The organism is Mangrovimonas sp. DI 80 (genome assembly GCF_001975575.1).
Classification (GTDB): Bacteria; Bacteroidota; Bacteroidia; order Flavobacteriales; family Flavobacteriaceae; genus Mangrovimonas_A; species Mangrovimonas_A xylaniphaga.
This window is the reverse complement of sequence record NZ_MSDT01000006.1, coordinates 400,651-420,804: the sequence shown is the minus strand read 5'-3', so window position 1 is coordinate 420,804 and position 20,154 is coordinate 400,651. Positions and strand designations below refer to the sequence as shown.

Sequence of the window (20,154 nt, the reverse complement as noted above, 5' to 3'; positions counted from 1 at the left end):
CAGTCTTAATCCTTTCCTGCTTTAAACAAAAATGATTTTTCTTCCTGCGTCAAACTTTCATAGCCACTTTTGCCAATTTTATCCAAAATAAGATCGATACGCTTTTGTTTAGTGAATGCGTTGAATTCTTCTTTGTTATGGCCCACAAAAGATTTGGCTTTACTTCTATGCACTGTTTTTAAAGGCGACTTAGGCTTAAAGAAACTCTCAATCCATCCCATAAAATTTTCAAACCACTTGCCAATATCTTTGCCTTTTGTGAGCTGTTGCGCATAAATATACCCCAATAGACTGCCTCCCAAATGCGCCACATAGCCTCCTTGATTCAAACTGAACAATCCCAAAACATCGATCACTACCATAGCCACACCAATATACCAAAGCTTGATATTAAAAGTCATTAAACGGGCTTCTTTGTGCGGCATATAGGCACTTAAAAATATAATCAAGGCACGCACTCCTGCAGATGCTCCAACAAGGGTTCCTACATTTTTTAACTGGGATTGAGGAAACAGATTATAGATCAACAAAAAGGCCAATCCACCGGAAACAATCCCCAAAAAGTAGATGTTCAAAGCCGTTTTGGTACGGAACAAATTGAGCATCATTTGGGAAATAAAGTACAGAATAAGCATGTTGAGTGCCACATGCCAAAACCCATAGTGCACAAAACCATAAGTAAACAAAGACCAAGGCTGATGGATAAAATCCTCAAAGCGCTTAGGCAATTCAAACCAATGCAAGCTTGTTCCGTAGGCCTTAAAAAGCAGAAAGCCTGCAAGAAATACCACGATATTAATACCAATGATTTTTTCAAAGGCATTCAATCGCTTGAGCTTATACTGTATGTCCTGACTCAAGGAAGTCATATCAATACCATCTGTTTTTATTGAACTGGGTTTTCTTCCAATACCACATGATAATAAAGCCCGTTAAAGCTCCCCCAACGTGAGCCATATAGGCCGTATTGCTTGGACTAAAGAACGATTGTCCCGTAAGCGCCGAAATAATATCCAAAAGGATGATTCCAGGAATAAAATATTTAGCTTTTATAGGAATTGGCAGAAAGATCAACATAAGTTTTGCTTCGGGATTCATCATTCCAAAGGCCGCCAAAATCCCCATAATACAGCCAGAGGCACCTACCATAGAGGCGTAATATACATCAAACAATCCCTGGACATTTTTCATTTGTTCAGCAGAAAACTGTCGTGCACTTTTATTAGTCGTCAAAATTTCCTGTAGCTCAGACACGCCTATCCCCGATTCCACCAAAGAAGATTGTAATGAAAAATAGTGAAAATAATAAAATGCCAACTGAAAAAACACCGCACCTAGACCTGCCGAAATATAAATAAACAAAAACTTTTGACTTCCCAACTGCTGCTCCACGGCACTTCCAAACATCCATAATGCTAACATATTGAACGCAATATGGGCCACATTGCCATGCATAAACATATGGGTGATGATCTGCCAAGGCTGGAACAAGTCATTCTTTGGGAAATACAAAGCGAACCATTTGTAAAACAATTCGCCATGACCTATTGCAATTGTACCAATAAACATGATCACATTAATAATAATTAGATGTTTTACGGTATCGGTAATCCTAATCATAGTCTACATAAATTTTTTATCCAAATCGTCCACACTCATCGTAATGAAGGTTGGTCTATTGGTTGGTGACACAGAAGGTTCTTTACAAGCAAACAGACTGTTAACCATATGTTCTTGTTCTAACTTAGTAAGCGATTGTCCTGTTTTGATGGCCAAACTTTTGGCAATGGATTTGGCCAATAGGTCGGTGGCACTAAAGCTACTATCAGGCACTTCCTGTTCCACATCGCTGATGAGCTGCTCCAAAATAATGGACACTTCACTCTCGGGCACATTTACGGGAACACCAGTAATCTCAACAAGATCCTCACTGAATTGGGAAAACACAAAGCCTGTAAATTCCAAATCTTCCTTAAGACTCTCTAAAATAGGAATTTCATTTGATGAAAAGTGTAATTCCAAAGGAAAAAGTAGCTGTTGGCTTACTGCTTCCCTTACGGTCATACTTTTTAGCAAGTTTTCATAAAGAATACGTTGGTGGGCACGGTGCTGGTCAATTACCAACATCCCCGACTTAATCGTGCTTACGATGTATTTGTTATGAACCTGATACGTATTTTGTGTCGCCCCTACTTCATGATCTTGGAACAATGGTTCGGTGGTTTCCTCACTTTCAAATTCTACTTCACTAAAATCCTCTTCATCCCTAGTCCCTTTGGATTCCAAACCAACATAAAGACTCTCCCAACTAGCTCCTGTATCTTTTTTATACGTTGAAGTTGCAAAGCTTCCTCCTCCAAAAGAAGAAGAAGAAGAAGAAGAAGAAGAAGAAGAAGATTGACGCGAAGTACTCATCTCCTCCGCAAACGGATTAAAGTTTCTATCCACTTCTATCGTTGGTGTGGATGCCTTCTTATCTTTATAATCATAAGGCGTATCCAAATTAGTATCCAAATCGAAATCCAAAACCGGAGCAATATTGAACTGCCCCAAACTGTGCTTTACCGAAGAACGGATAATGGCATACAAAGTATGCTCGTCATCAAATTTAATTTCGGTTTTGGTTGGATGAATATTGATATCGATGGTTTTTGGGTCTACCTCCAAATTCAAGAAATAACTTGGATGCGCCCCATCTTTTATCAAGCCTTCAAAGGCTGAATTGATGGCATGGTTGAGATAGGCACTCTTGATAAAACGATCGTTCACAAAAAAGAACTGTTCGTTACGGTTCTTCTTGGCAAATTCAGGTTTTCCAACAAAGCCCGAAATCTTTAGAACTTCGGTAACTTCATTTACGGGCACCAATTTTTCGTTGGTCTTGCCCCCAAAAATATTCACCACACGCTGCCTATAATTACTAGCAGGTAAATTAAAGGTTTCGCTACCGTTATGATACATCATAAAGGCGATATCCGGATGCGCCAAAGCTACACGTTGAAACTCATCGATGATATGACGAAGCTCAACCGTATTGGACTTTAAAAAGTTACGTCGTGCCGGAATATTAAAAAACAAATGCTTCACAGCTACCGAAGTTCCCTCAGGAGTTACCACCACTTCCTGAGCCGTGATCTCACTGCCTTCAATGGTAATTTGAGTCCCTAATTCCTCTTCGCGTTGACGGGTTTTAAGCTCTACATGGGCAATGGCTGCAATACTGGCCAAAGCCTCTCCCCTAAAACCTTTGGTATGCAAACTGAACAAATCTTCAGCAGCCCTGATTTTGGAGGTGGCATGGCGCTCAAAGCTCAACCGTGCATCGGTAGGGCTCATCCCCTTCCCGTTGTCGATAACCTGAATGAGCGTTTTTCCCGCTTCTTTTATAATAAGTTTTACCTGATTGGCGTCGGCATCAATAGCATTTTCCATGAGTTCCTTTACCACGGAAGCAGGCCTTTGCACCACTTCACCGGCAGCTATTTGATTGGCAACGTGATCAGGTAAGAGTTGAATGATGTCTGCCATTAGGGTTTTGAAAAGAATATAGATAAATCGAAATCGATGATAATTAGGAATATCAGAATCAAGATTCCCACAATAATCAGGACACGCTTGTTGGCGCCCATGGTATCTGGATTGTTCTTATAATCTTCCAAAGCATTGTTGACCTTGGTTTTCAGACCTCTGTTGTTGCCTACGGTCTGTCTGTAGTCATCAAATTTATGCTTCAGCTCATAAGGACTTCCTTCACCTTTATAATACCGTGGTGTATACCCGAATTTTTTGTTCTTTTTTAAGCTAAATATTCCCATAATGTATCTGTTATTCGTAACGACTTAAAATGTATAGTAGTACTAGAACAGTAATCAAAAATAAGACCAAAAAAGGAAGCGAGATCAAAAAAGATTTTTTTCGGTGGTTGGCATTCCTAACTTCCTTCCATTGCGACTCCATAGTGTCTCTGGCTTCCTTCTCCTCGTTTTTTAAATGTTTGGGAGTATAGCTGTACCGCTTATTTTTACGTTGGCCAAATAAATTCACTATAAAATTTCGTCACTATTACACCTCAAATGTACTTAAAATACAAGGAAATATCACGCTTGGTGTGCTAAAAAATGTTAACACACCCAACTTAAAAAAATGGACGTTGGAATTGGATTGGTATTAAGCGTTTTGGCGCAATACCGCCATTTTTATGGCCGCTACCGCTGCTTCTACCCCCTTGTTACCATGTTTCCCACCGGAACGGTCTATGGCCTGCTGCATGGTATTGTCTGTCAACACACAAAAGATCACTGGGATATCATGCTGCACATTCAAATCCTTGATGCCTTGGGAAACGGCTTCGCATACAAAATCAAAATGCTTGGTTTCTCCTTGGATCACACTACCTATAGCAATTACGGCATCTACTTGTTGTTCCTGCATTTTTTTGCTGCCGTAGATAAGCTCGTAGCTTCCCGGCACATGCCATTGCAGTATATTTTCGGGAAGTGTCCCGTGTTCTACCAAAGTGTCATAAGCCCCTTGGGCCAGACCTTCGGTGATGTTATCATTCCATTCTGAAACAACAATCCCAAACCGAAAGTTCTTCGCGTTTGGGATTGTGTTTTTATCGTATTGAGATAAATTTGTTGTTGCCATATTATAGAGCTGCTTCCGCTCTACCTATGAAAACATCAATATTTGTAGCTTCCGTAGAGTCTGGAAATTCATTTTTGATACGTTTAAAGTAAGTCAAGGCTTTGTTGGCATCTCCCAACTTGTTAGCAAGAGTTGCCGCCTTAAACAAATACAATGGTGTAGTAAATTCGTTGGCTGAAGCATTAATAGCCTGCTCATAGTACCCTAGAGCATCATCCAATTGATCCAATTGTACAAAGGCATCTCCAATACCTCCTTTTGCCAAAGGAGCCAACATGATATCACTACTTGAAAAGTTTTGTAGATATTCAATGGCATTTTTGTAATCCTTAAGATTTAAATACGCCATACCTGCATAATAATTGGCTAAGTTTCCTGCTGGAGTCCCGCTGTACTTGTCTGCGATATCCACCATTCCAAACTTTCCTCCAGAACCTTCCAAGGCCAAGGTGTAAAGAGAATCTTTTTCAGTACCGTTTACCGCTTGATCAAAATACTGTTGCGCAGTGAACATGTCGTTCATAGCCTCTTCAGCTTTTGGCTCGGCAATAAATTTGTTATACCCCAAATATCCCAAAATAAAAACCGCTACGGCTCCTACGGCAACCAAAATGGTCTTTTGGTTCTTTTCGGCCCATTCTTCAGTTTTTGATGCGGACTCATCCAAGGTGTTAAACACCTCTGCTGTAGTTGAGTGCTCGTCTACAATCTCTTCTTCCTGTGGTTCTACTTTAGTCTTTGGTTTATATCCTCTTTTCTTGTAAGTTGCCATATATTCTGTATTAATGCGCCGCAAAAATAAAATTTTTATTGATAAATAAAAGGCAATTTTTTTGTTATTTTTAATAATTTGCACCGCCTTTTGCAGAACTGGAGCAAAAACACATCTTACATTCTCATTTTATGATTTTAAAGTCTCTTTCATTAATCAACTACAAGAATTTTGAAAGCCAATCCTTTACGTTTGATACCAAAATCAATTGTTTTGTTGGGGCCAATGGCATTGGAAAAACCAATGTATTGGATGCTATTTACCATTTATCCTTTGGAAAAAGCTACTTCAACCCTATTGCATCACAGAACATTAAACATGGTGAAGACTTTTTTGTAATAGATGGTGTTTTTGATCGTGAAGAGCGCTCCGAAAAAATCATTGTATCCCTTAAAAAAGGCCAGAAAAAAGTCATTAAACGCAATGCCAAGGTTTACGATAAATTTAGTGACCACATTGGCTTTATTCCATTGGTGATCATTTCTCCCGCCGATAGGGACTTGATTTTGGAAGGAAGTGAAACACGACGCAAGTTCATAGACAGCGTCATTTCGCAAAGTGACAAGGTATATTTAAACAACCTTATCAATTACAACAAGGTGCTTTCGCAACGAAATGCCCTATTGAAGTTTTTTGCTCTGAACAACACGTTCAATGCCCAAACCTTGGAAGTGTACAACGAACAATTGCACCAGTACGGCACCGCTATTTTTAAAACCCGTGATGAATTTTTAAAAACTTTCATCCCTATTTTTAAATCGCGCTATGAAGCCATAAGCAATAGCATGGAAACCGTAAACCTCAGCTATAAAAGCGACCTTTTCGAGCACGACCTATTAGAGCTTTTTGCCCAAAATCTGAACAAGGACAAGGCGTTGCAATACACCAGTAGAGGCATCCATAAGGACGACCTTAACTTTGAAATAGAGGATTATCCCATCAAGAAATTTGGAAGTCAAGGTCAGCAAAAGTCCTTTTTAATCGCCTTGAAATTGGCACAATTCGACTTTATAAAACAGCAAAGTGGCGTTACTCCCATCCTACTTCTTGATGACATTTTTGACAAACTGGACGAACATCGCGTAGCCCAGATTATCAGTTTGGTGGACCACGAACATTTTGGGCAATTGTTTTTAAGCGATACCCATGCCGACCGTACCGAAAACATCATCAAGCAAATTCACCAATCTTACAAGATTTTTAAACTGTAAATCTTCCTTCACCTTAAAAAGAAAAGACAATCCTTGTATTTTCCCATAGGATGGCAGACCTTTGGAATTCAAAGTTTATAACAGATGAAATTCAAACTTTTCTTTACAGTTTTAGCTTGTTTCACACTATTTCATTGTGGAAAAAATCCAGAAACATCCCTGCAATATCTTAATGGTTACTGGGAAATCAAGGAAGTCACTTTGGCCGATGGCTCCAAACGGGAATACACCTTCAGCAATACCATAGATTTTATAGAACTTAATGATAGTTTGGTTGGGTTCAGAAAAAAATTGACACCTACTTTAGAAGGCACATTTAAAACTTCTGGTGATGCTGAAAATATCAAGGCTATCATACAGCATGACAGTTTGATTTTGGAGTATACCACTCCTTTTTCCAACTGGAAGGAAACCGTCCTAAAGGCTACCGAGGACAAACTTTTAATCGTCAATGCGCAGAAAGATTTGTACCTTTACAGTCGTTATGAACCTTTAGAACGCATCGATTAATGGCAAAACGGCACAGTGAATATTTAAGCATCAGTGAGGTACTCAAGGAATTTGTAGATACCAATAATCTGCAAGGCGGTCTGGACAAAATAGATGTAAGGGATGCCTGGGCAAAAATGATGGGAAATGGCGTGAACAACTATACCACGGCCATTCAATTGGAGCGAGACACCTTGTATGTGCAACTGAGCTCTAGTGTACTTCGGGAAGAATTGAGTTACGGCAAGGAAAAAATTATCAGCATGCTCAACGAATCCTTGGGCAAGGAAGTCATCAAAACCCTTGTACTTCGTTAAAAGCAAAACCCTATAAAAACAAAAAACGCAACGGTATCGTTGCGTTTTTCTGTTTATGGTAAATGTACCTTAAAACATTTCTCTTCCTGCAAAGTGGAATGCACCTTCAATGGCAGCATTTTCATCGCTATCACTTCCGTGAACAGCATTCTCTCCAATAGACTCAGCATACATTTGACGGATAGTTCCCTCAGCAGCTTCAGCAGGATTAGTAGCCCCAATCAAAGTTCTAAAATCCTCAACAGCATTTTCTTTTTCCAAGATAGCCGCTACAATAGGACCACGGGTCATATATTCTACCAACTCTCCAAAGAAAGGTCTTTCTTTGTGGATTGCGTAGAAAGCCTCAGCATCTGCAGCAGTCATTTGAGTTAATTTCATTGCTACAATTCTAAATCCAGAAGCTGTAATTTTCTCCAAAATCGCACCAATATTCCCTTTTTCAACAGAATCTGGCTTAAGCATTGTAAATGTTCTATTTGTTGCCATTTTATTATATTAAATTATTCAGATTTTACGTTTGTTCCCATCACGGTAAAGGGTTTAGGCGCTAACCTATAGGCTCCCCGTAATTTGGGTGCAAAAGTAATGCATTTCTTCATAAAAACCACATAAACCATTATTAAAAAATTGTATCTTCGCCCTCTATGACAAAGCAAGATATCAAGAACATCCAAACGCTTTTAAGCAGACCAAAACATATTGTAATCATTCCTCACAAGAATCCAGATGGCGATGCCATGGGCGCCTCTTTGGCCCTGTACCACTACCTTAAAAAACTGGATCACGAGGTAAGGGTCATTGCTCCCAACGATTATCCTGACTTTTTAAAATGGATGCCTGCCGATGAACTTGTCCTAAAATATGAGTTCAGTCGTAAAGAAAGTGATGAGCTTCTTAAAAATGCCGATTTGATTTTTACATTAGATTTTAATGCCCTGAATCGTATCGGTGATATGGAAACGCCTGTTAAGACTTCCGAAGCCATTAAAATCATGATCGACCACCATCAACAGCCAGACGATTATGCCCTTTACACCTATTCTGAAGTGGGCATGTCTTCTACCTGCGAAATGATTTATCATTTCATTGATAAGTTAGGTGATTTGGAGGTTATCGATCAAGATATTGCTACCTGTCTTTATACAGGCATCATGACCGATACGGGATCCTTTCGTTTTGCCTCCACCACGAGCACCACGCATAAGGTAATTGCGCATTTAATAGACCAAGGCGCGCAAAACGCCCAGATCCACAACAATATTTACGACACCAATTCCTTTGAACGTTTACAGTTGTTGGGACGTGCTCTGAGCAATCTTACGGTTTTGCCAAAATATAAAACAGCCTATATTTCCCTGACTCAAGAAGACCTGAACACCTTCAACTTTAAAAAAGGAGATACCGAAGGTTTTGTAAATTACGGGCTTTCCGTAGAAGGGGTTGTCCTGGCGGTTATCTTTATTGAAAACCAACAGGAAGGCATTGTAAAAATCTCATTGCGCAGCAAGGGAGATTTCTCGGTGAACGAATTATCCCGCGCCCATTTTGAAGGTGGCGGCCACACCAATGCTGCTGGGGGTAAAAGCGATTTGTCTTTAGAGGCCACTATTGAAAAATTTATTAGTATATTACCAAGCTATAAACATGTCCTAAGTCATGAATAAATATATACTAATAGGGCTCTTGGCAAGTTGTGCCATGGCCTGTAAATCTCCCGAAGCCCGTAAACCGGTTACGGTCAACAAAGGGTCCTTCATCAATCTCTCGGTAGAGCGCAATATCAAGCTCAACCAAAAGGAACACGAATTTATTGAAGGCATCATAAAAAAAGATACCAGCAACGCTTACATAGCTTCAGAAAGCGGATTTTGGTACTACTATAATACCAAGGTTGAACAGGATACCATCACCGCTAATTTTGGTGACATTGTCAACTTCGATTATAGTGTCACCGATTTAAGCGGCAACCAGATCTATTCCGAAGAAGAAATTGTCCCAATGGATTATGCCATGGACAAGGAAGAGTTGTTCACAGGCCTTCGTGAAGGTCTTAAATTAATGAAACCGGGCGAAACGGTAACCTTTTTCTTTCCGTCCCAAAAAGCCTACGGGTATTACGGCGATTCCAACAGAATTGGCACCAATACCCCACTTATTTGTAAAGTCACAGTTAATACTATAACCCAAACCCAAAATGATTAATATGAGAAACATGAAAAACAAAGTATTGCAATTATTTTTTCTTGTTGCCTTAATGACAACCACGGCATGTAATGACAAGTATCCTGACCTAGAGGATGGTTTATATGCTGAATTTGTTACCAACAAAGGAACCATGGTCGCTAAACTATATTACGACAAAGTTCCAGTAACCGTTGCAAATTTTGTTGCCCTTGCCGAAGGGACCCACCCAATGGTAAAGGAAGAATATAAAGGAAAGAAATATTACAACGGAACGACTTTCCACCGTGTTATCGATCAATTTATGATCCAAGGAGGAGACCCAACTGCTACAGGTACTGGAGATCCAGGGTATAAATTTGAAGATGAATTCAACCCAGACTTAAAGCATGACAAGCCAGGTATTTTATCTATGGCAAATTCTGGTCCTGCTACGAACGGAAGCCAATTTTTCATTACCGAAGTTCCTACGCCAAACCTAAACAACCGTCACGCTGTTTTTGGTGAGTTGGTTTTAGGTCTTGAAATTCAAGACAGCATTTCCAATGTGGAAACTTCTAAGCCTGGAGACAAGCCAAAAGAAGACGTTGTAATTCAAGAATTGAACATTATCAGAAAAGGATCGGCTGCTAAAAAGTTCGATGCACCTAAAGTGTATATGGAAGAACTTCCTAAAATCAAGGACAAGCAAAAAGCCTTAAGAGAAGAAGCTAAGAAAAAAGCTGAAGAAGAGCGTTTGGCCAAAGAAGCTAAAAATGCTGAAGCTGGCACTGCTTTTAAAGCGACTTTAGACGAATACAACACTAAAGCCACTACCCTTCCTTCTGGATTGAAAATGTATGTGATTACTGAAGGAACCGGTGAAAAACCAAACACTGGAGACATGGCAAAAGTAAACTATGAAGGTTACTTTGCAGATGGTCGTTTGTTTGACAGTAACGTTAAGGAAGTTTCTGAAAGACACGGAATGTTCAACGAAATGAGAGACCAACAAGGTGGTTACGAGCCTATGCCAATGAAGGTTAGTCCAGACGCCAACATGATTCCTGGATTTAAAGAAGGTGTTGCTGCTTTAAAAGTTGGTGACCGTGCGTATTTCTACTTGCCATACCACTTGGCGTACGGAGAGCGTGCTATGGGACCAATTCCAGCAAAATCAGATTTGATTTTCATCATTGAAATGGTTGAGATTACTAAATAATTCTCTTAACAGATATAACTTAAAAAGCCGCTATTAAGCGGCTTTTTTTATTTTAGGTAAATATGTTCTTATTTCTTTGGAATCGCTTTAAGGATTTCCAATACAAACTTCCAATATTTTTGAGTTGAAGAAATCTGTGCACGTTCATCTGGAGAGTGTGCCCCCTTAATATTTGGCCCAAAACTAATCATGTCCATCTCAGGATAATTGGTCCCTAAAATACCACATTCCAAACCAGCATGGCAAGCGGCTACGTGCGGCTCTTCTCCTTGGTTCAATTCTTTATACAAAGGCACCATCACCTTTAAAATATCAGAATCCATATTTGGAGTCCATCCCGGGTAATCCCCACTGAACTCTACTTCGCAACCTGTCAGTTCAAAAGCTGCCCTTAGCGTATTCGCCAAATCCCATTTAGAACTTTCTACAGAAGAACGCGTCAAACATCCAACTTTTATTTCACCATCCTTGATTACCACATTGGCAATGTTGTTGGACGTTTCCACCAAACCAGGAATATCGGCACTCATACGATACACCCCATTCCAAGCCGCATACAAGGCTCTTGTAAACCCTTCCTGAACGCCAAGATCCATAATACGCTCTGGAGTTTCAGTTTTGGTCACGATAATTTCCAAATCCGGTTCCATGGTTTTTAATTCAGCCTTGATTTCATCTGCCAAATCATTGGTTTCAGCAATAAACACTTCTTCGTGCATGCTATCTATGGCCACAATGGCTTTGCTTTCCCTTGGAATAGCATTACGCAAACCACCTCCGTTGATTTCAGAGATTCGCAAACCAAAGTTTTCAAACCCATCAAACAACATACGGTTCATGATTTTATTGGCATTGCCCAAACCTTCGTGGATCTGCATTCCGGAATGTCCACCTTGAAGTCCTTTCACCTCAATGCTGAAACCCATTTTAAATTCAGGAGTTTCTTCCTCTTCATAACTGCGCGTAGCCGTAACGTCTACTCCACCAGCACATCCAACACCGATTTCATCGTCTTCTTCGGTATCAAGATTCAATAAAATCTCACCTTCCAACAAACCGCCTTCCAGTCCCATGGCACCGGTCATTCCCGTTTCTTCATCTATGGTAAACAAAGCCTCAATGGCTGGGTGCTCAATATCGCTGCTTTCCAAAATGGCCATAATGGTAGCCACGCCCAAACCGTTATCGGCACCAAGGGTCGTTCCTTTGGCACGTACCCAATCACCCTCCACATACATGTCGATACCCTGGGTATCAAAATCGAAATTGGTATCGTTATTTTTTTGGTGCACCATATCCAAATGCGATTGCATCACAATGGTTTTCCTATCCTCCATTCCAGAGGTTGCAGGCTTTTTAATGATGACATTGCCAACCTTGTCCACAATGGTTTCCAATCCTAGGTTTTCACCAAATGCTTTCATGAACGCAATGACACGTTCTTCCTTTTTTGACGGTCTTGGAACGGCATTCAAATCGGCGAATTTATTCCATAACGCCTTTGGTTCCAACTGTCTTATTTCTGAATTCATATGTATTAGCTTAAAGTTGCACAAAGGTACAAATTGAAGTCCACAATTAAGAGTCACAGATCTGCTTCTTTTTATTACATTTGAAGTATGCAGAACTTTGGCCGCCTTTTTATTGCCTTTTCCATTCTCCCCCAAATCGCCTTCATCAAGCTTATTGCGAAGTTCCCTGAATTTGTAGAACGCTGGTACAGTCATGGACTGTATGTTTGGATTTCCAAAGCGATGCGCTTTGCCTTTGGATGGCTTCCTTTTTCGATTGGGGATATTTTCTATACACTAGTAGGCATTTACATTTTAAGATGGCTTTATACCAATAGAAAACGTATGTTCAAGAATTTTAAGTCTTGGGCTATAGATGTTCTTATGGCCTTGTCGATGGGCTATTTGGCCTTTCATATATTATGGGCCTTTAATTACTACCGTTTGCCACTACACCAATCTTTAGGCTTGGAAAAGGATTATACCACCGAAGCCCTTTTAGTAACTGCTGAACGCCTTACTGAAAAGGTCAACAGCTTGCATACTTCCATTACCCGCAACGACACGCTTGAAGTAGTGATGCCTTATGATCAAAAAGAATTACTTCAAGCCGTTCCAAAAGGCTATGAAGTACTTTCTAAAGAATACCCCCATTTGGAATATACTCCAAAAAGTATCAAATGTTCCATTTATAGTTTGCCACTCACCTATATGGGATTTAGCGGCTATTTGAATCCGTTTACCAATGAAGCTCAAATAGACGGTATGATTCCTATTTGGAAGTACCCCACAACTGCCAGTCATGAAGTGGCGCACCAATTGGGATATGCCGCAGAAAATGAAGCCAATTTTATTGGCTGTATGGCCGCTATCCACCATCCTGATAGGTATTTTCAATATTCAGGATATGCTTTTGCCCTACGCCACTGTCTTTTGGAAATCTACCGCAGGAATCCCGAAACATACGATGCAATGCTAACCAAAGTGAATAAAGGGGTTTTAAAAAACTACCAGGAATCCCGTGACTTTTGGATGCGCTACCAAAACCCATTGGAACCGGTATTCAAAACTACTTATGACAATTTTTTAAAGGCCAATAACCAAACCGATGGTATGGAAAGTTACAGCTATGTGGTGGCACTATTGGTTAATTATTTTGAGGCCAATCCAGAGCATTAATTCAATATTTAATCGCTCTTTAGGATAACCAATTAATTCCTACTTTTGTGAACAGTATGGGCAAAGTAATTATAAGTATACAAAACCCTCTCATAAAACACCTTCAACAGTTGAAGGACAAATCGAGAGCGAGGAAAAAATCAGGAGAATTTATTATTGAAGGGCAACGTGAACTGTCATTAGCCATTAATGGTGGTTATACCATTGAGCAAGTATTATTCCTTCCTGAACTTTGCAGTGAAGAAACATTGCGCAATTTGCTTCCTAAATCAGCCGAAATTATTGAAATATCTAAAGATGTGTTCCAAAAATTAGCTCATAGAGACAGTACGGAAGGTATTATTGCTGTAGCAAAATGTAAACAACATGAATTAGGTCAACTAAAATTAAACTCGAAGGCACCATTAATCATGGTTGCCGAAGCCCCTGAAAAACCAGGAAACATAGGCGCTTTGCTCCGCACGGCCGATGCCGCCAACGTGGATGCCGTGATTATCGCCAACCCAAAAACCGATTTATACAACCCTAATATCATTCGCTCTAGCGTGGGATGTGTCTTTACCAATACGATTGCAGTGGGCAGCACTTCCGATATCATTACCTTTTTAAAAGAGCACAACATTGCCATGTATTGTGCTGCGCTACAGGCTTCGGTGGGATATCACACCCAAGACTACACAGGTCCTACGGCCTTGGTAGTGGGGACTGAAGACACTGGTCTTAGTGACGAATGGCGTACCAATTCAACACAAAACATTATCATTCCTATGCAAGGCGCTATTGATTCCATGAATGTTTCGGTGGCTGCTGGTATCTTGATATTTGAAGCCAAAAGACAGCGTCAGTTTTTATAATCAAAAATCCATTTATTTCCTCTAAACTCTTATGAACTCCCAAACCTTATTCTATATCATCATTGCGATTATTATTCTGGATTTTATCGTCGACAAAGTGTTGGACGCCCTAAATGCCAAACATTTTAAAGATCCTATTCCTCAAGAATTGCATGATGTATATGATGAAGAAGCTTATAAAAAATCACAGGCTTATAAAGCCACCAATTACCGATTTGGTTTATGGAGTTCCAGTTTTTCAATACTAACTACACTTGCCTTTTTAATCTTTAGCGGTTTTGAGTATGTAGACCAATGGGCTCGAAATTTTAGCGACCATCCTATTGTGATTGCCTTGATATTCTTTGGAATTATCATGTTGGCAAGTCAGTTAGTGAGTCTACCGTTTTCATACTACCGAACTTTTGTAATTGAAGAGCGTTTTGGATTCAATAAAACCAGTAAAGGTACTTTTATTTTGGATAAGCTTAAAGGACTACTCATGGGCGCTATTGTGGGAGGAGGTTTGCTGGCCTTGATTATTTGGATCTACCAACTCACCCAAGAGCGCTTTTGGCTATATGCATGGGGCGTCATTGCACTGTTCTCCATCGTTATGAATATGTTTTACTCCAAACTTATTGTGCCCCTGTTCAACAAACAAAGTCCTTTGGAAGATGGTCCCTTGCGTGAAAAAATTTCGGAATACGCTCAATCGGTTGGATTTCAACTGGACAATATTTTTGTGATTGATGGTTCCAAACGTTCCACCAAAGCCAATGCTTATTTTTCTGGATTTGGAAGTCAAAAACGCGTGACTTTATACGATACGCTTATCAAAGATTTGGAAGAAGATGAAATTGTAGCCGTATTGGCCCATGAGGTAGGACACTACAAAAAACACCATATCATTTTTAATTTAATAGCCTCGCTATTACTAACTGGAGCCACCTTGTTTATTCTATCTATTTTTATTTCCAATCCACTATTATCGCATGCCTTGGGTGTGAGTGTTCCGAGTTTCCATGTGGGCTTGGTGGCTTTTGGGCTGCTATATGCACCAATTTCGGAATTGACTAGTTTGGTGATGAACCATTTTTCACGTGCTTTTGAATATCAGGCAGACGACTATGCCAAAAACACCTATAAAGCAGCGCCATTGATGAGTGGACTAAAAAAGCTTTCCAAAAACAGTTTGAGCAATCTTACGCCACACCCTGCCTATGTTTGGGTACACTATTCGCATCCTACACTCTTGCAACGGGTCAACAATTTAAATCAAAACTAAGCGTGATTTTAGTCCGAGGTTAATCATCATCGTCTTCATCATCGTCTTCATCCTCTAAAATATCCAAGTCTTCCAAATGCTTTTCAATTAAAGATGCTCGCATTTTTTGACGACGTTTTACACTTAACCTCAAATTTTTAAGCCGTTCTCTATTTAGGGCAATTACCAAATTATAGCACATCGCCAAGAGGATCAATGAAAACGGCAACGCGGCCAGCATAACAGCTGTTTGTAGCGTAACTAAACCACCTCCAATTAAAAGTGTCGCTGCCAACAATCCCAAAAGGGCAGCCCAAAACAGGCGTTGCAAAACAGGGGAATCCATTTTTCCTCCCGACGTAATAAAATCTACAACCAAAGAACCACTATCGGATGATGTTACAAAGAAACTTACCAATAGCAGCACGCCTACAAAGCTCATGATTTTTGACAATGGGAACGCCCCCAGCATGGCAAACAAGGCCGTTGAAATATTGGCATCGACCTCAGCCCCTATAGGAGCCAACCCGTTTAGTTCCAAATACACCGCTGAAGACCCAAAAACAGTAAACCAAAGAAATGAAAAAGCACTGGGAATCAATATCACTCCGGTAAGAAACTCTCTAATAGTCCTTCCTTTAGACACACGCGCAATAAAAATCCCCACAAAAGGACTCCAGGCAATCCACCAGGCCCAATAGAAAATGGTCCAATTATTTTGCCATTTGGTATTACTGTACACCTCGGTATAGGTCCCTAATTGGATCGCATTCTGTAAATAATTCCCAATATTTTCAATCAAGGAGTCGATGATAAATACCGAAGGCCCAATGAAGAGCATCACTACCATAAAAACAAGGGTAAGCCTAATATTGAAGACACTTAAAGCTTTTACCCCTTTGTCCAAACCAGAAGCAATAGAAAATGATGCTATTACAGTAGCTACAATAATGAATATCACATGCGTATATGTTGTATTGGGAATGCCCCATAAATAATTGAGTCCAGAACCAATTTGGGAAGCCCCGAACCCTAAGGTTGTAGCCAAACCAAACAAACAAGCAATAACAGCCAGTACATCTACAACATGTCCAAACCAACCATTGATGCGATGTTTTAAAACAGGAAAAAACAAGGAACGGACACTTAACGGTAATTTTCTGTTGAAAGTAAAAAAGGCAAAACCTAAAGACACCATTGCATAGACCGCCCAAGGATGGAAACCATAGTGCAGGAAGGTAAATTTAAAGGCCTGCTCAGCAGCCTTGGCCTCTGTTGCCACTGGGATGGGAGGATTGACCAAATGCTGAATGGGCTCGGCCACTCCATAAAAAATCAAACCGATGCCCATACCTGCTGAAAACAACATGGAATACCAAGAAAAATCGGAATAATCAGGGACTGCCTTAGGACCACCCAAACGGATTCTTCCGAAGGGTCCAAAAGCAATAATGATACTCATCACCAACATAGTGCTCACCGTAATGATGAACAACCAGCCCACTTTATCATAAAGTACATCACGCCACTTTTCAAAAAGACGTTCTATGGGCTCCCCAACAATTAAGGTCACCAATACAAAGCCCAAAATAATCAGGGTTGCAGGAATGGTAACTGGATAATACAAATTAAAGAGAGGTTTCTTCTTTTTTTTGTGCTCCATATCAAACGTGGATTTCGCTAATGTTAGAATATCAGAATTGTAGCCCTGAAAAGCACCATGGAAAATCTTGACAAAAAGCAAACAGTGGGCGCAGAAAACCATTCAGGAACAAGGTCTTACAAATATACGCATTAAAAAGTAAACCGCTCGATAACAAGCTATTGAATGCAAAACTAAGATTTACATTCGTTAGAGTTCCGCCCTCTAATTCTAAGCTCATAAAATGTAATTCACCTTACAACGACTTTTGTAACCAGAAAATACTTTCAAATTAGTATCTTGGGTGCATGTTATAAAAAACTAAGGTCCTTCAAAACAAGAAACCTTACACCAACCAATACCAAACTTGAAATACAAAACGTATGAAAAAGCCTCTTTTACTATTAGTAGCATTATTTTCTTTCTTCAACATTACATTATCAGCCCAAAACTCAAATTTAACCTATGGAATAAAAACAGGTGCTAATTATTCAAGTTATTCACCGCGATATCCTATGGCTGGATTTAAAGAAATACACTACTCGAGTAAATTTGGTTTTTATTTAGGGGGTGTACTAAATTTTGAAATAAACAATAATTTCAAATTGCAACCAGAACTTAATTTTGCGTCGCAAGGCGCTAGATATGTAAGTGAAAATATTCATCTAACAAGCGAATATGGGCCCGATATTGTAGGGGATTTTGAATCTAGAATTACCGAATCTACTATAGTTATCCCCATAGTATCTCAGTATTTTTTTTCTGAAAAGTTTTATATGGAAGGTGGTCCGCAATTTGGTTATATCATAGACAGATCAGAAAAGTTAATAGTAAACCCCGCTGAGCAATTTGGCGATACTACCAATGAAATTAATGATATTGATTATGACAAATTTGACTTCGGACTCACTTTTGGATTAGGACTTAAATTTTCAGAAAAAATTGGACTTAATTCAAGATATTTCTTTGGTCTTGTAGAACGCAACAATTACCTAAAATCCTCTGTCTTAAATTTAGGATTAGAATATCTTTTTTAGAAACTTTTTTATTATTTACCTCTTCTGTATGTTGGGTGCTGCCCTTGGAGGGTATACTGGATATAGCATCGCCAAAAATGCCAAAACCAATGGATCCCATACAGTTGAAGAAAATTTACAAAACTAACCAAACCCCATATAATGACAGATTACTCTGAACGCCTAAAACATCTTGATGACAAAAAACTTATGGATGTTGTCAAAAATTATCGTCAATATGGTTATGACATTTCTGTTCGAGCCACAGCTATTTCAATACTTGGAGAAAGAGGGTTTTCAGAAGAAACATTAGAGCTTACGGGAAATATGGATAACAAAACATATGACTATGCGGAAACTTTATATAATTCATTTAAAAGAAATTCCAAAGTAGCATTCATCCTCTTCTGCGTACTTCTAATCACCAATATATCAACTTCTATTTTTGCAGTAAGCGCCAACTATTTGACTTCTGTTTCTGTGTCAATAAATGCCATAGCAACCATTCTTTACTTTCTTTTTTTAATTAAATCATTCTTAAATCAAAACAAGTTTTACAAGGTCACTAATGACGATTATGGCACAGAGGGAGTTCTCATGTATTTCCTCTTAGGCATGCCACTTTATATTGTTATGTATTTTTATTTTGGAAATCAAATGAAAGAAAAAATGAAAGATATCCAATAAGATTCTTTCCCGCGAGATAACATTCGCGCGGTTATTTTTCTTGAAGAAAGCAAACCACTCTATTTTCAAGGAATTACCCTTGCCAAGAAGAACAAAAGGAATCCTAAAAATTATTGATTTTTAGCATTAAAACCCACAATATCTCTCATAAAAACCCTAATACCTGGGCAAAAATTCCTTACTTTTATATGGCCTAAAAACCTTAACAAATAAGGTCCATTTTAAACTTACCAAATGAAAATATCCACCATCTCCAAAACCCTAGTTCTTGGACTAAGTTTAGCCCTTGTAAGCTGTGCCGAAACCGTTGCTCAAGAAGCCCCAATAAGCAAAGAAGCCTTTGAGGAAGCCCATAGCATTGTGACCCAAAACTGTGTAACCTGTCATGCTCCTGCTGGCAACCCAACCACAAGAATTGCCCCACCACTCATTGCTGTGAAGGACCACTATTTAAAACCAGATATGACGGAAGCTGAATTTGTTCAGTCCGTAGCCAGTTTTTTAAATTCGCCAAAAATAGAAAATTCACAAATGCCCAGAGCTGTAGAGCGTTTTGGCCTGATGCCTAAACTAGGCTATTCCCAAGCCCAACTGGAAGCTGTAGCCACCTATATTTATAGAGCTAAATTGGATCAACCGGATTGGTTTGAAACCCATCACCAACAACGCGAAGCCGATTTGATGAAGTATTCTGAAACTGGCACTCAAGATTACCTCAAGAAAGGAATGAGCATTGCCCTATCCACTAAAGCAGTTTTGGGCAAAAACCTATTAACCGCCATCCAAACCAAAGGCACTTCAGGGGCTTTGGAATTTTGCAACGAAAGAGCCATTGTTCTCACAGATAGTATGTCTACCGAGCTTCACGCCAATGTGAAACGTGTTTCAGATAAAAACAGAAACCCAAACAATCTAGCAAATGCTAAGGAACTAGACTATATCGCAGTGGCAAAACAAGATATTGCAGCCACAGGAGAAGCAAGCCCTAAAATGGTTGAAGACAACGGAAAATTAATAGGTTACTACCCTATCATGACCAATCAAATGTGTTTACAATGCCACGGTACCCCAAACAAAGACATTACGCCTGAGACCATAATGACGCTTAAGGAAAAATACCCACAAGATTTAGCCACAGGATATGGCATCGATGAACTGCGTGGGATTTGGGTCATTGAAATGGATAAGCCCGAGTAAG

The 20,154-nt window shown here is 39.6% G+C and carries 21 protein-coding genes; 12 read left to right on the top strand and 9 right to left on the bottom strand.

The annotated features are described in order from the left end of the window. Positions 1 to 5 precede the first annotated feature (5 nt). The 6 genes from BKM32_RS13855 to BKM32_RS13825 form a co-directional block, all read right to left on the bottom strand. Positions 6 to 869, bottom strand: coding sequence for a rhomboid family intramembrane serine protease (locus BKM32_RS13855; RefSeq protein WP_076664378.1), 864 nt, complete (start codon positions 867 to 869; stop codon positions 6 to 8). A 1-nt stretch (position 870) separates the two neighbouring features. Next, positions 871 to 1,620 carry a rhomboid family intramembrane serine protease gene (locus BKM32_RS13850; protein ID WP_076664376.1) on the bottom strand — a complete coding sequence of 250 codons (750 nt, stop codon included), beginning with the start codon at positions 1,618 to 1,620 and terminating at the stop codon, positions 871 to 873. 3 nt (positions 1,621 to 1,623) lie between these two features. Next, positions 1,624 to 3,528 (bottom strand): DNA mismatch repair endonuclease MutL, encoded by a 1,905-nt coding sequence (gene mutL / locus BKM32_RS13845; RefSeq protein ID WP_076664374.1) that lies wholly within the window; start codon positions 3,526 to 3,528, stop codon positions 1,624 to 1,626. Then, positions 3,528 to 3,815 carry a riboflavin synthase subunit beta gene (locus BKM32_RS13840; RefSeq protein WP_076664372.1) on the bottom strand — a complete coding sequence of 96 codons (288 nt, stop codon included), beginning with the start codon at positions 3,813 to 3,815 and terminating at the stop codon, positions 3,528 to 3,530. The genes mutL and BKM32_RS13840 overlap by 1 nt, the downstream gene beginning before the upstream one ends. Before the next feature lie 352 nt (positions 3,816 to 4,167). Beyond that, positions 4,168 to 4,647: a 6,7-dimethyl-8-ribityllumazine synthase gene (gene ribH, locus BKM32_RS13830; RefSeq protein ID WP_076664368.1), complete on the bottom strand. Its 480-nt coding sequence runs from the start codon at positions 4,645 to 4,647 to the stop codon at positions 4,168 to 4,170. Between the two features lies 1 nt (position 4,648). Then, positions 4,649 to 5,419 (bottom strand): tetratricopeptide repeat protein, encoded by a 771-nt coding sequence (locus BKM32_RS13825; RefSeq protein ID WP_053977015.1) that lies wholly within the window; start codon positions 5,417 to 5,419, stop codon positions 4,649 to 4,651. Positions 5,420 to 5,550: 131 nt separating this feature from the next. On the opposite strand from BKM32_RS13825, the gene BKM32_RS13820 reads away from it, so the two are divergent. The 3 genes from BKM32_RS13820 (at position 5,551) to BKM32_RS13810 (ending at position 7,436) form a co-directional block, all read left to right on the top strand. Further along, positions 5,551 to 6,630 (top strand): DNA replication/repair protein RecF, encoded by a 1,080-nt coding sequence (locus BKM32_RS13820; RefSeq protein WP_076664366.1) that lies wholly within the window; start codon positions 5,551 to 5,553, stop codon positions 6,628 to 6,630. A gap of 84 nt (positions 6,631 to 6,714) precedes the next feature. Further along, positions 6,715 to 7,140, top strand: a complete 426-nt coding sequence (locus BKM32_RS13815) for a lipocalin family protein (RefSeq protein ID WP_076664364.1) — start codon at positions 6,715 to 6,717, stop codon at positions 7,138 to 7,140. Then, a complete protein-coding gene (locus BKM32_RS13810; RefSeq protein WP_053975560.1) occupies positions 7,140 to 7,436 on the top strand; it encodes a DUF721 domain-containing protein in 297 nt (98 codons plus the stop codon). Before BKM32_RS13815 ends, BKM32_RS13810 begins: the two co-directional genes overlap by 1 nt. A gap of 69 nt (positions 7,437 to 7,505) precedes the next feature. Here BKM32_RS13810 and BKM32_RS13805 read toward each other — a convergent pair whose 3' ends face one another. Next, the gene (locus BKM32_RS13805) at positions 7,506 to 7,925 is read right to left on the bottom strand and encodes a nucleoside-diphosphate kinase (protein WP_053975561.1); all 420 of its coding nucleotides are present in this window, start codon (positions 7,923 to 7,925) and stop codon (positions 7,506 to 7,508) included. Positions 7,926 to 8,083: 158 nt separating this feature from the next. On the opposite strand from BKM32_RS13805, the gene BKM32_RS13800 reads away from it, so the two are divergent. From BKM32_RS13800 to BKM32_RS13790, 3 genes are read left to right on the top strand one after another with little or no spacing between them, the layout of a single operon-like run. Then, positions 8,084 to 9,103: a bifunctional oligoribonuclease/PAP phosphatase NrnA gene (locus BKM32_RS13800; RefSeq protein WP_076664362.1), complete on the top strand. Its 1,020-nt coding sequence runs from the start codon at positions 8,084 to 8,086 to the stop codon at positions 9,101 to 9,103. Beyond that, positions 9,096 to 9,641 (top strand): gliding motility-associated peptidyl-prolyl isomerase GldI, encoded by a 546-nt coding sequence (gene gldI / locus BKM32_RS13795; RefSeq protein ID WP_076664360.1) that lies wholly within the window; start codon positions 9,096 to 9,098, stop codon positions 9,639 to 9,641. The genes BKM32_RS13800 and gldI overlap by 8 nt, the downstream gene beginning before the upstream one ends. A gap of 10 nt (positions 9,642 to 9,651) precedes the next feature. Further along, entirely contained in the window at positions 9,652 to 10,821 is a 1,170-nt protein-coding gene (locus BKM32_RS13790; protein ID WP_076664480.1) for a peptidylprolyl isomerase, read from the top strand. Between the two features lie 68 nt (positions 10,822 to 10,889). On the opposite strand, the gene BKM32_RS13785 is transcribed toward BKM32_RS13790, so the two are convergent. Beyond that, complete coding sequence (locus BKM32_RS13785) at positions 10,890 to 12,353, bottom strand: aminoacyl-histidine dipeptidase (RefSeq protein ID WP_076664358.1); 1,464 nt, start codon at positions 12,351 to 12,353, stop codon at positions 10,890 to 10,892. Positions 12,354 to 12,440: 87 nt separating this feature from the next. Here BKM32_RS13785 and BKM32_RS13780 point away from each other — a divergent pair, with 87 nt between their 5' ends. Genes BKM32_RS13780 through BKM32_RS13770 form a run of 3 tightly spaced genes read left to right on the top strand, consistent with a single transcriptional unit; the run spans position 12,441 to position 15,632 of the window. Then, positions 12,441 to 13,511 carry a DUF3810 domain-containing protein gene (locus BKM32_RS13780; RefSeq protein WP_076664356.1) on the top strand — a complete coding sequence of 357 codons (1,071 nt, stop codon included), beginning with the start codon at positions 12,441 to 12,443 and terminating at the stop codon, positions 13,509 to 13,511. A 56-nt stretch (positions 13,512 to 13,567) separates the two neighbouring features. Beyond that, complete coding sequence (locus tag BKM32_RS13775; protein ID WP_076664354.1) at positions 13,568 to 14,365, top strand: RNA methyltransferase; 798 nt, start codon at positions 13,568 to 13,570, stop codon at positions 14,363 to 14,365. Between the two features lie 31 nt (positions 14,366 to 14,396). After that, positions 14,397 to 15,632, top strand: a complete 1,236-nt coding sequence (locus BKM32_RS13770; protein ID WP_076664352.1) for a M48 family metallopeptidase — start codon at positions 14,397 to 14,399, stop codon at positions 15,630 to 15,632. A 19-nt stretch (positions 15,633 to 15,651) separates the two neighbouring features. Here the strand turns inward: BKM32_RS13770 and BKM32_RS13765 are convergent, their stop codons facing one another. Next, positions 15,652 to 17,274 (bottom strand): BCCT family transporter, encoded by a 1,623-nt coding sequence (locus BKM32_RS13765; protein ID WP_076664478.1) that lies wholly within the window; start codon positions 17,272 to 17,274, stop codon positions 15,652 to 15,654. A gap of 362 nt (positions 17,275 to 17,636) precedes the next feature. On the opposite strand from BKM32_RS13765, the gene BKM32_RS13760 reads away from it, so the two are divergent. From BKM32_RS13760 to BKM32_RS13750, 3 genes are all read left to right on the top strand, one after another. Beyond that, on the top strand, positions 17,637 to 18,290 hold the full coding sequence (locus BKM32_RS13760) for a porin family protein (protein WP_076664350.1): 654 nt from the start codon (positions 17,637 to 17,639) through the stop codon (positions 18,288 to 18,290). Between the two features lie 141 nt (positions 18,291 to 18,431). After that, a complete protein-coding gene (locus BKM32_RS13755) occupies positions 18,432 to 18,956 on the top strand; it encodes a hypothetical protein (protein ID WP_076664348.1) in 525 nt (174 codons plus the stop codon). Positions 18,957 to 19,190: 234 nt separating this feature from the next. Further along, a complete protein-coding gene (locus tag BKM32_RS13750; RefSeq protein WP_076664346.1) occupies positions 19,191 to 20,153 on the top strand; it encodes a DUF3365 domain-containing protein in 963 nt (320 codons plus the stop codon). Position 20,154: the final 1 nt, after the last annotated feature.

What these genes read in the sequence shown, in the direction of transcription:
- BKM32_RS13765 (WP_076664478.1), bottom strand. Translation starts at nt 17,274, where the DNA reads ATGGAGCACAAAAAAAAGAAGAAACCTCTCTTTAATTTGTATTATCCA.
- BKM32_RS13815 (WP_076664364.1), top strand. Translation starts at nt 6,715, where the DNA reads ATGAAATTCAAACTTTTCTTTACAGTTTTAGCTTGTTTCACACTATTT.
- BKM32_RS13800 (WP_076664362.1), top strand. Translation starts at nt 8,084, where the DNA reads ATGACAAAGCAAGATATCAAGAACATCCAAACGCTTTTAAGCAGACCA.
- BKM32_RS13810 (WP_053975560.1), top strand. Translation starts at nt 7,140, where the DNA reads ATGGCAAAACGGCACAGTGAATATTTAAGCATCAGTGAGGTACTCAAG.
- BKM32_RS13750 (WP_076664346.1), top strand. Translation starts at nt 19,191, where the DNA reads ATGAAAATATCCACCATCTCCAAAACCCTAGTTCTTGGACTAAGTTTA.
- ribH (WP_076664368.1), bottom strand. Translation starts at nt 4,647, where the DNA reads ATGGCAACAACAAATTTATCTCAATACGATAAAAACACAATCCCAAAC.
- mutL (WP_076664374.1), bottom strand. Translation starts at nt 3,528, where the DNA reads ATGGCAGACATCATTCAACTCTTACCTGATCACGTTGCCAATCAAATA.
- BKM32_RS13755 (WP_076664348.1), top strand. Translation starts at nt 18,432, where the DNA reads ATGACAGATTACTCTGAACGCCTAAAACATCTTGATGACAAAAAACTT.
- BKM32_RS13820 (WP_076664366.1), top strand. Translation starts at nt 5,551, where the DNA reads ATGATTTTAAAGTCTCTTTCATTAATCAACTACAAGAATTTTGAAAGC.
- BKM32_RS13785 (WP_076664358.1), bottom strand. Translation starts at nt 12,353, where the DNA reads ATGAATTCAGAAATAAGACAGTTGGAACCAAAGGCGTTATGGAATAAA.
- BKM32_RS13790 (WP_076664480.1), top strand. Translation starts at nt 9,652, where the DNA reads ATGAAAAACAAAGTATTGCAATTATTTTTTCTTGTTGCCTTAATGACA.
- BKM32_RS13825 (WP_053977015.1), bottom strand. Translation starts at nt 5,419, where the DNA reads ATGGCAACTTACAAGAAAAGAGGATATAAACCAAAGACTAAAGTAGAA.
- BKM32_RS13850 (WP_076664376.1), bottom strand. Translation starts at nt 1,620, where the DNA reads ATGATTAGGATTACCGATACCGTAAAACATCTAATTATTATTAATGTG.
- BKM32_RS13775 (WP_076664354.1), top strand. Translation starts at nt 13,568, where the DNA reads ATGGGCAAAGTAATTATAAGTATACAAAACCCTCTCATAAAACACCTT.
- BKM32_RS13840 (WP_076664372.1), bottom strand. Translation starts at nt 3,815, where the DNA reads ATGGGAATATTTAGCTTAAAAAAGAACAAAAAATTCGGGTATACACCA.
- gldI (WP_076664360.1), top strand. Translation starts at nt 9,096, where the DNA reads ATGAATAAATATATACTAATAGGGCTCTTGGCAAGTTGTGCCATGGCC.
- BKM32_RS13855 (WP_076664378.1), bottom strand. Translation starts at nt 869, where the DNA reads ATGACTTCCTTGAGTCAGGACATACAGTATAAGCTCAAGCGATTGAAT.
- BKM32_RS13780 (WP_076664356.1), top strand. Translation starts at nt 12,441, where the DNA reads ATGCAGAACTTTGGCCGCCTTTTTATTGCCTTTTCCATTCTCCCCCAA.
- BKM32_RS13770 (WP_076664352.1), top strand. Translation starts at nt 14,397, where the DNA reads ATGAACTCCCAAACCTTATTCTATATCATCATTGCGATTATTATTCTG.
- BKM32_RS13760 (WP_076664350.1), top strand. Translation starts at nt 17,637, where the DNA reads ATGAAAAAGCCTCTTTTACTATTAGTAGCATTATTTTCTTTCTTCAAC.
- BKM32_RS13805 (WP_053975561.1), bottom strand. Translation starts at nt 7,925, where the DNA reads ATGGCAACAAATAGAACATTTACAATGCTTAAGCCAGATTCTGTTGAA.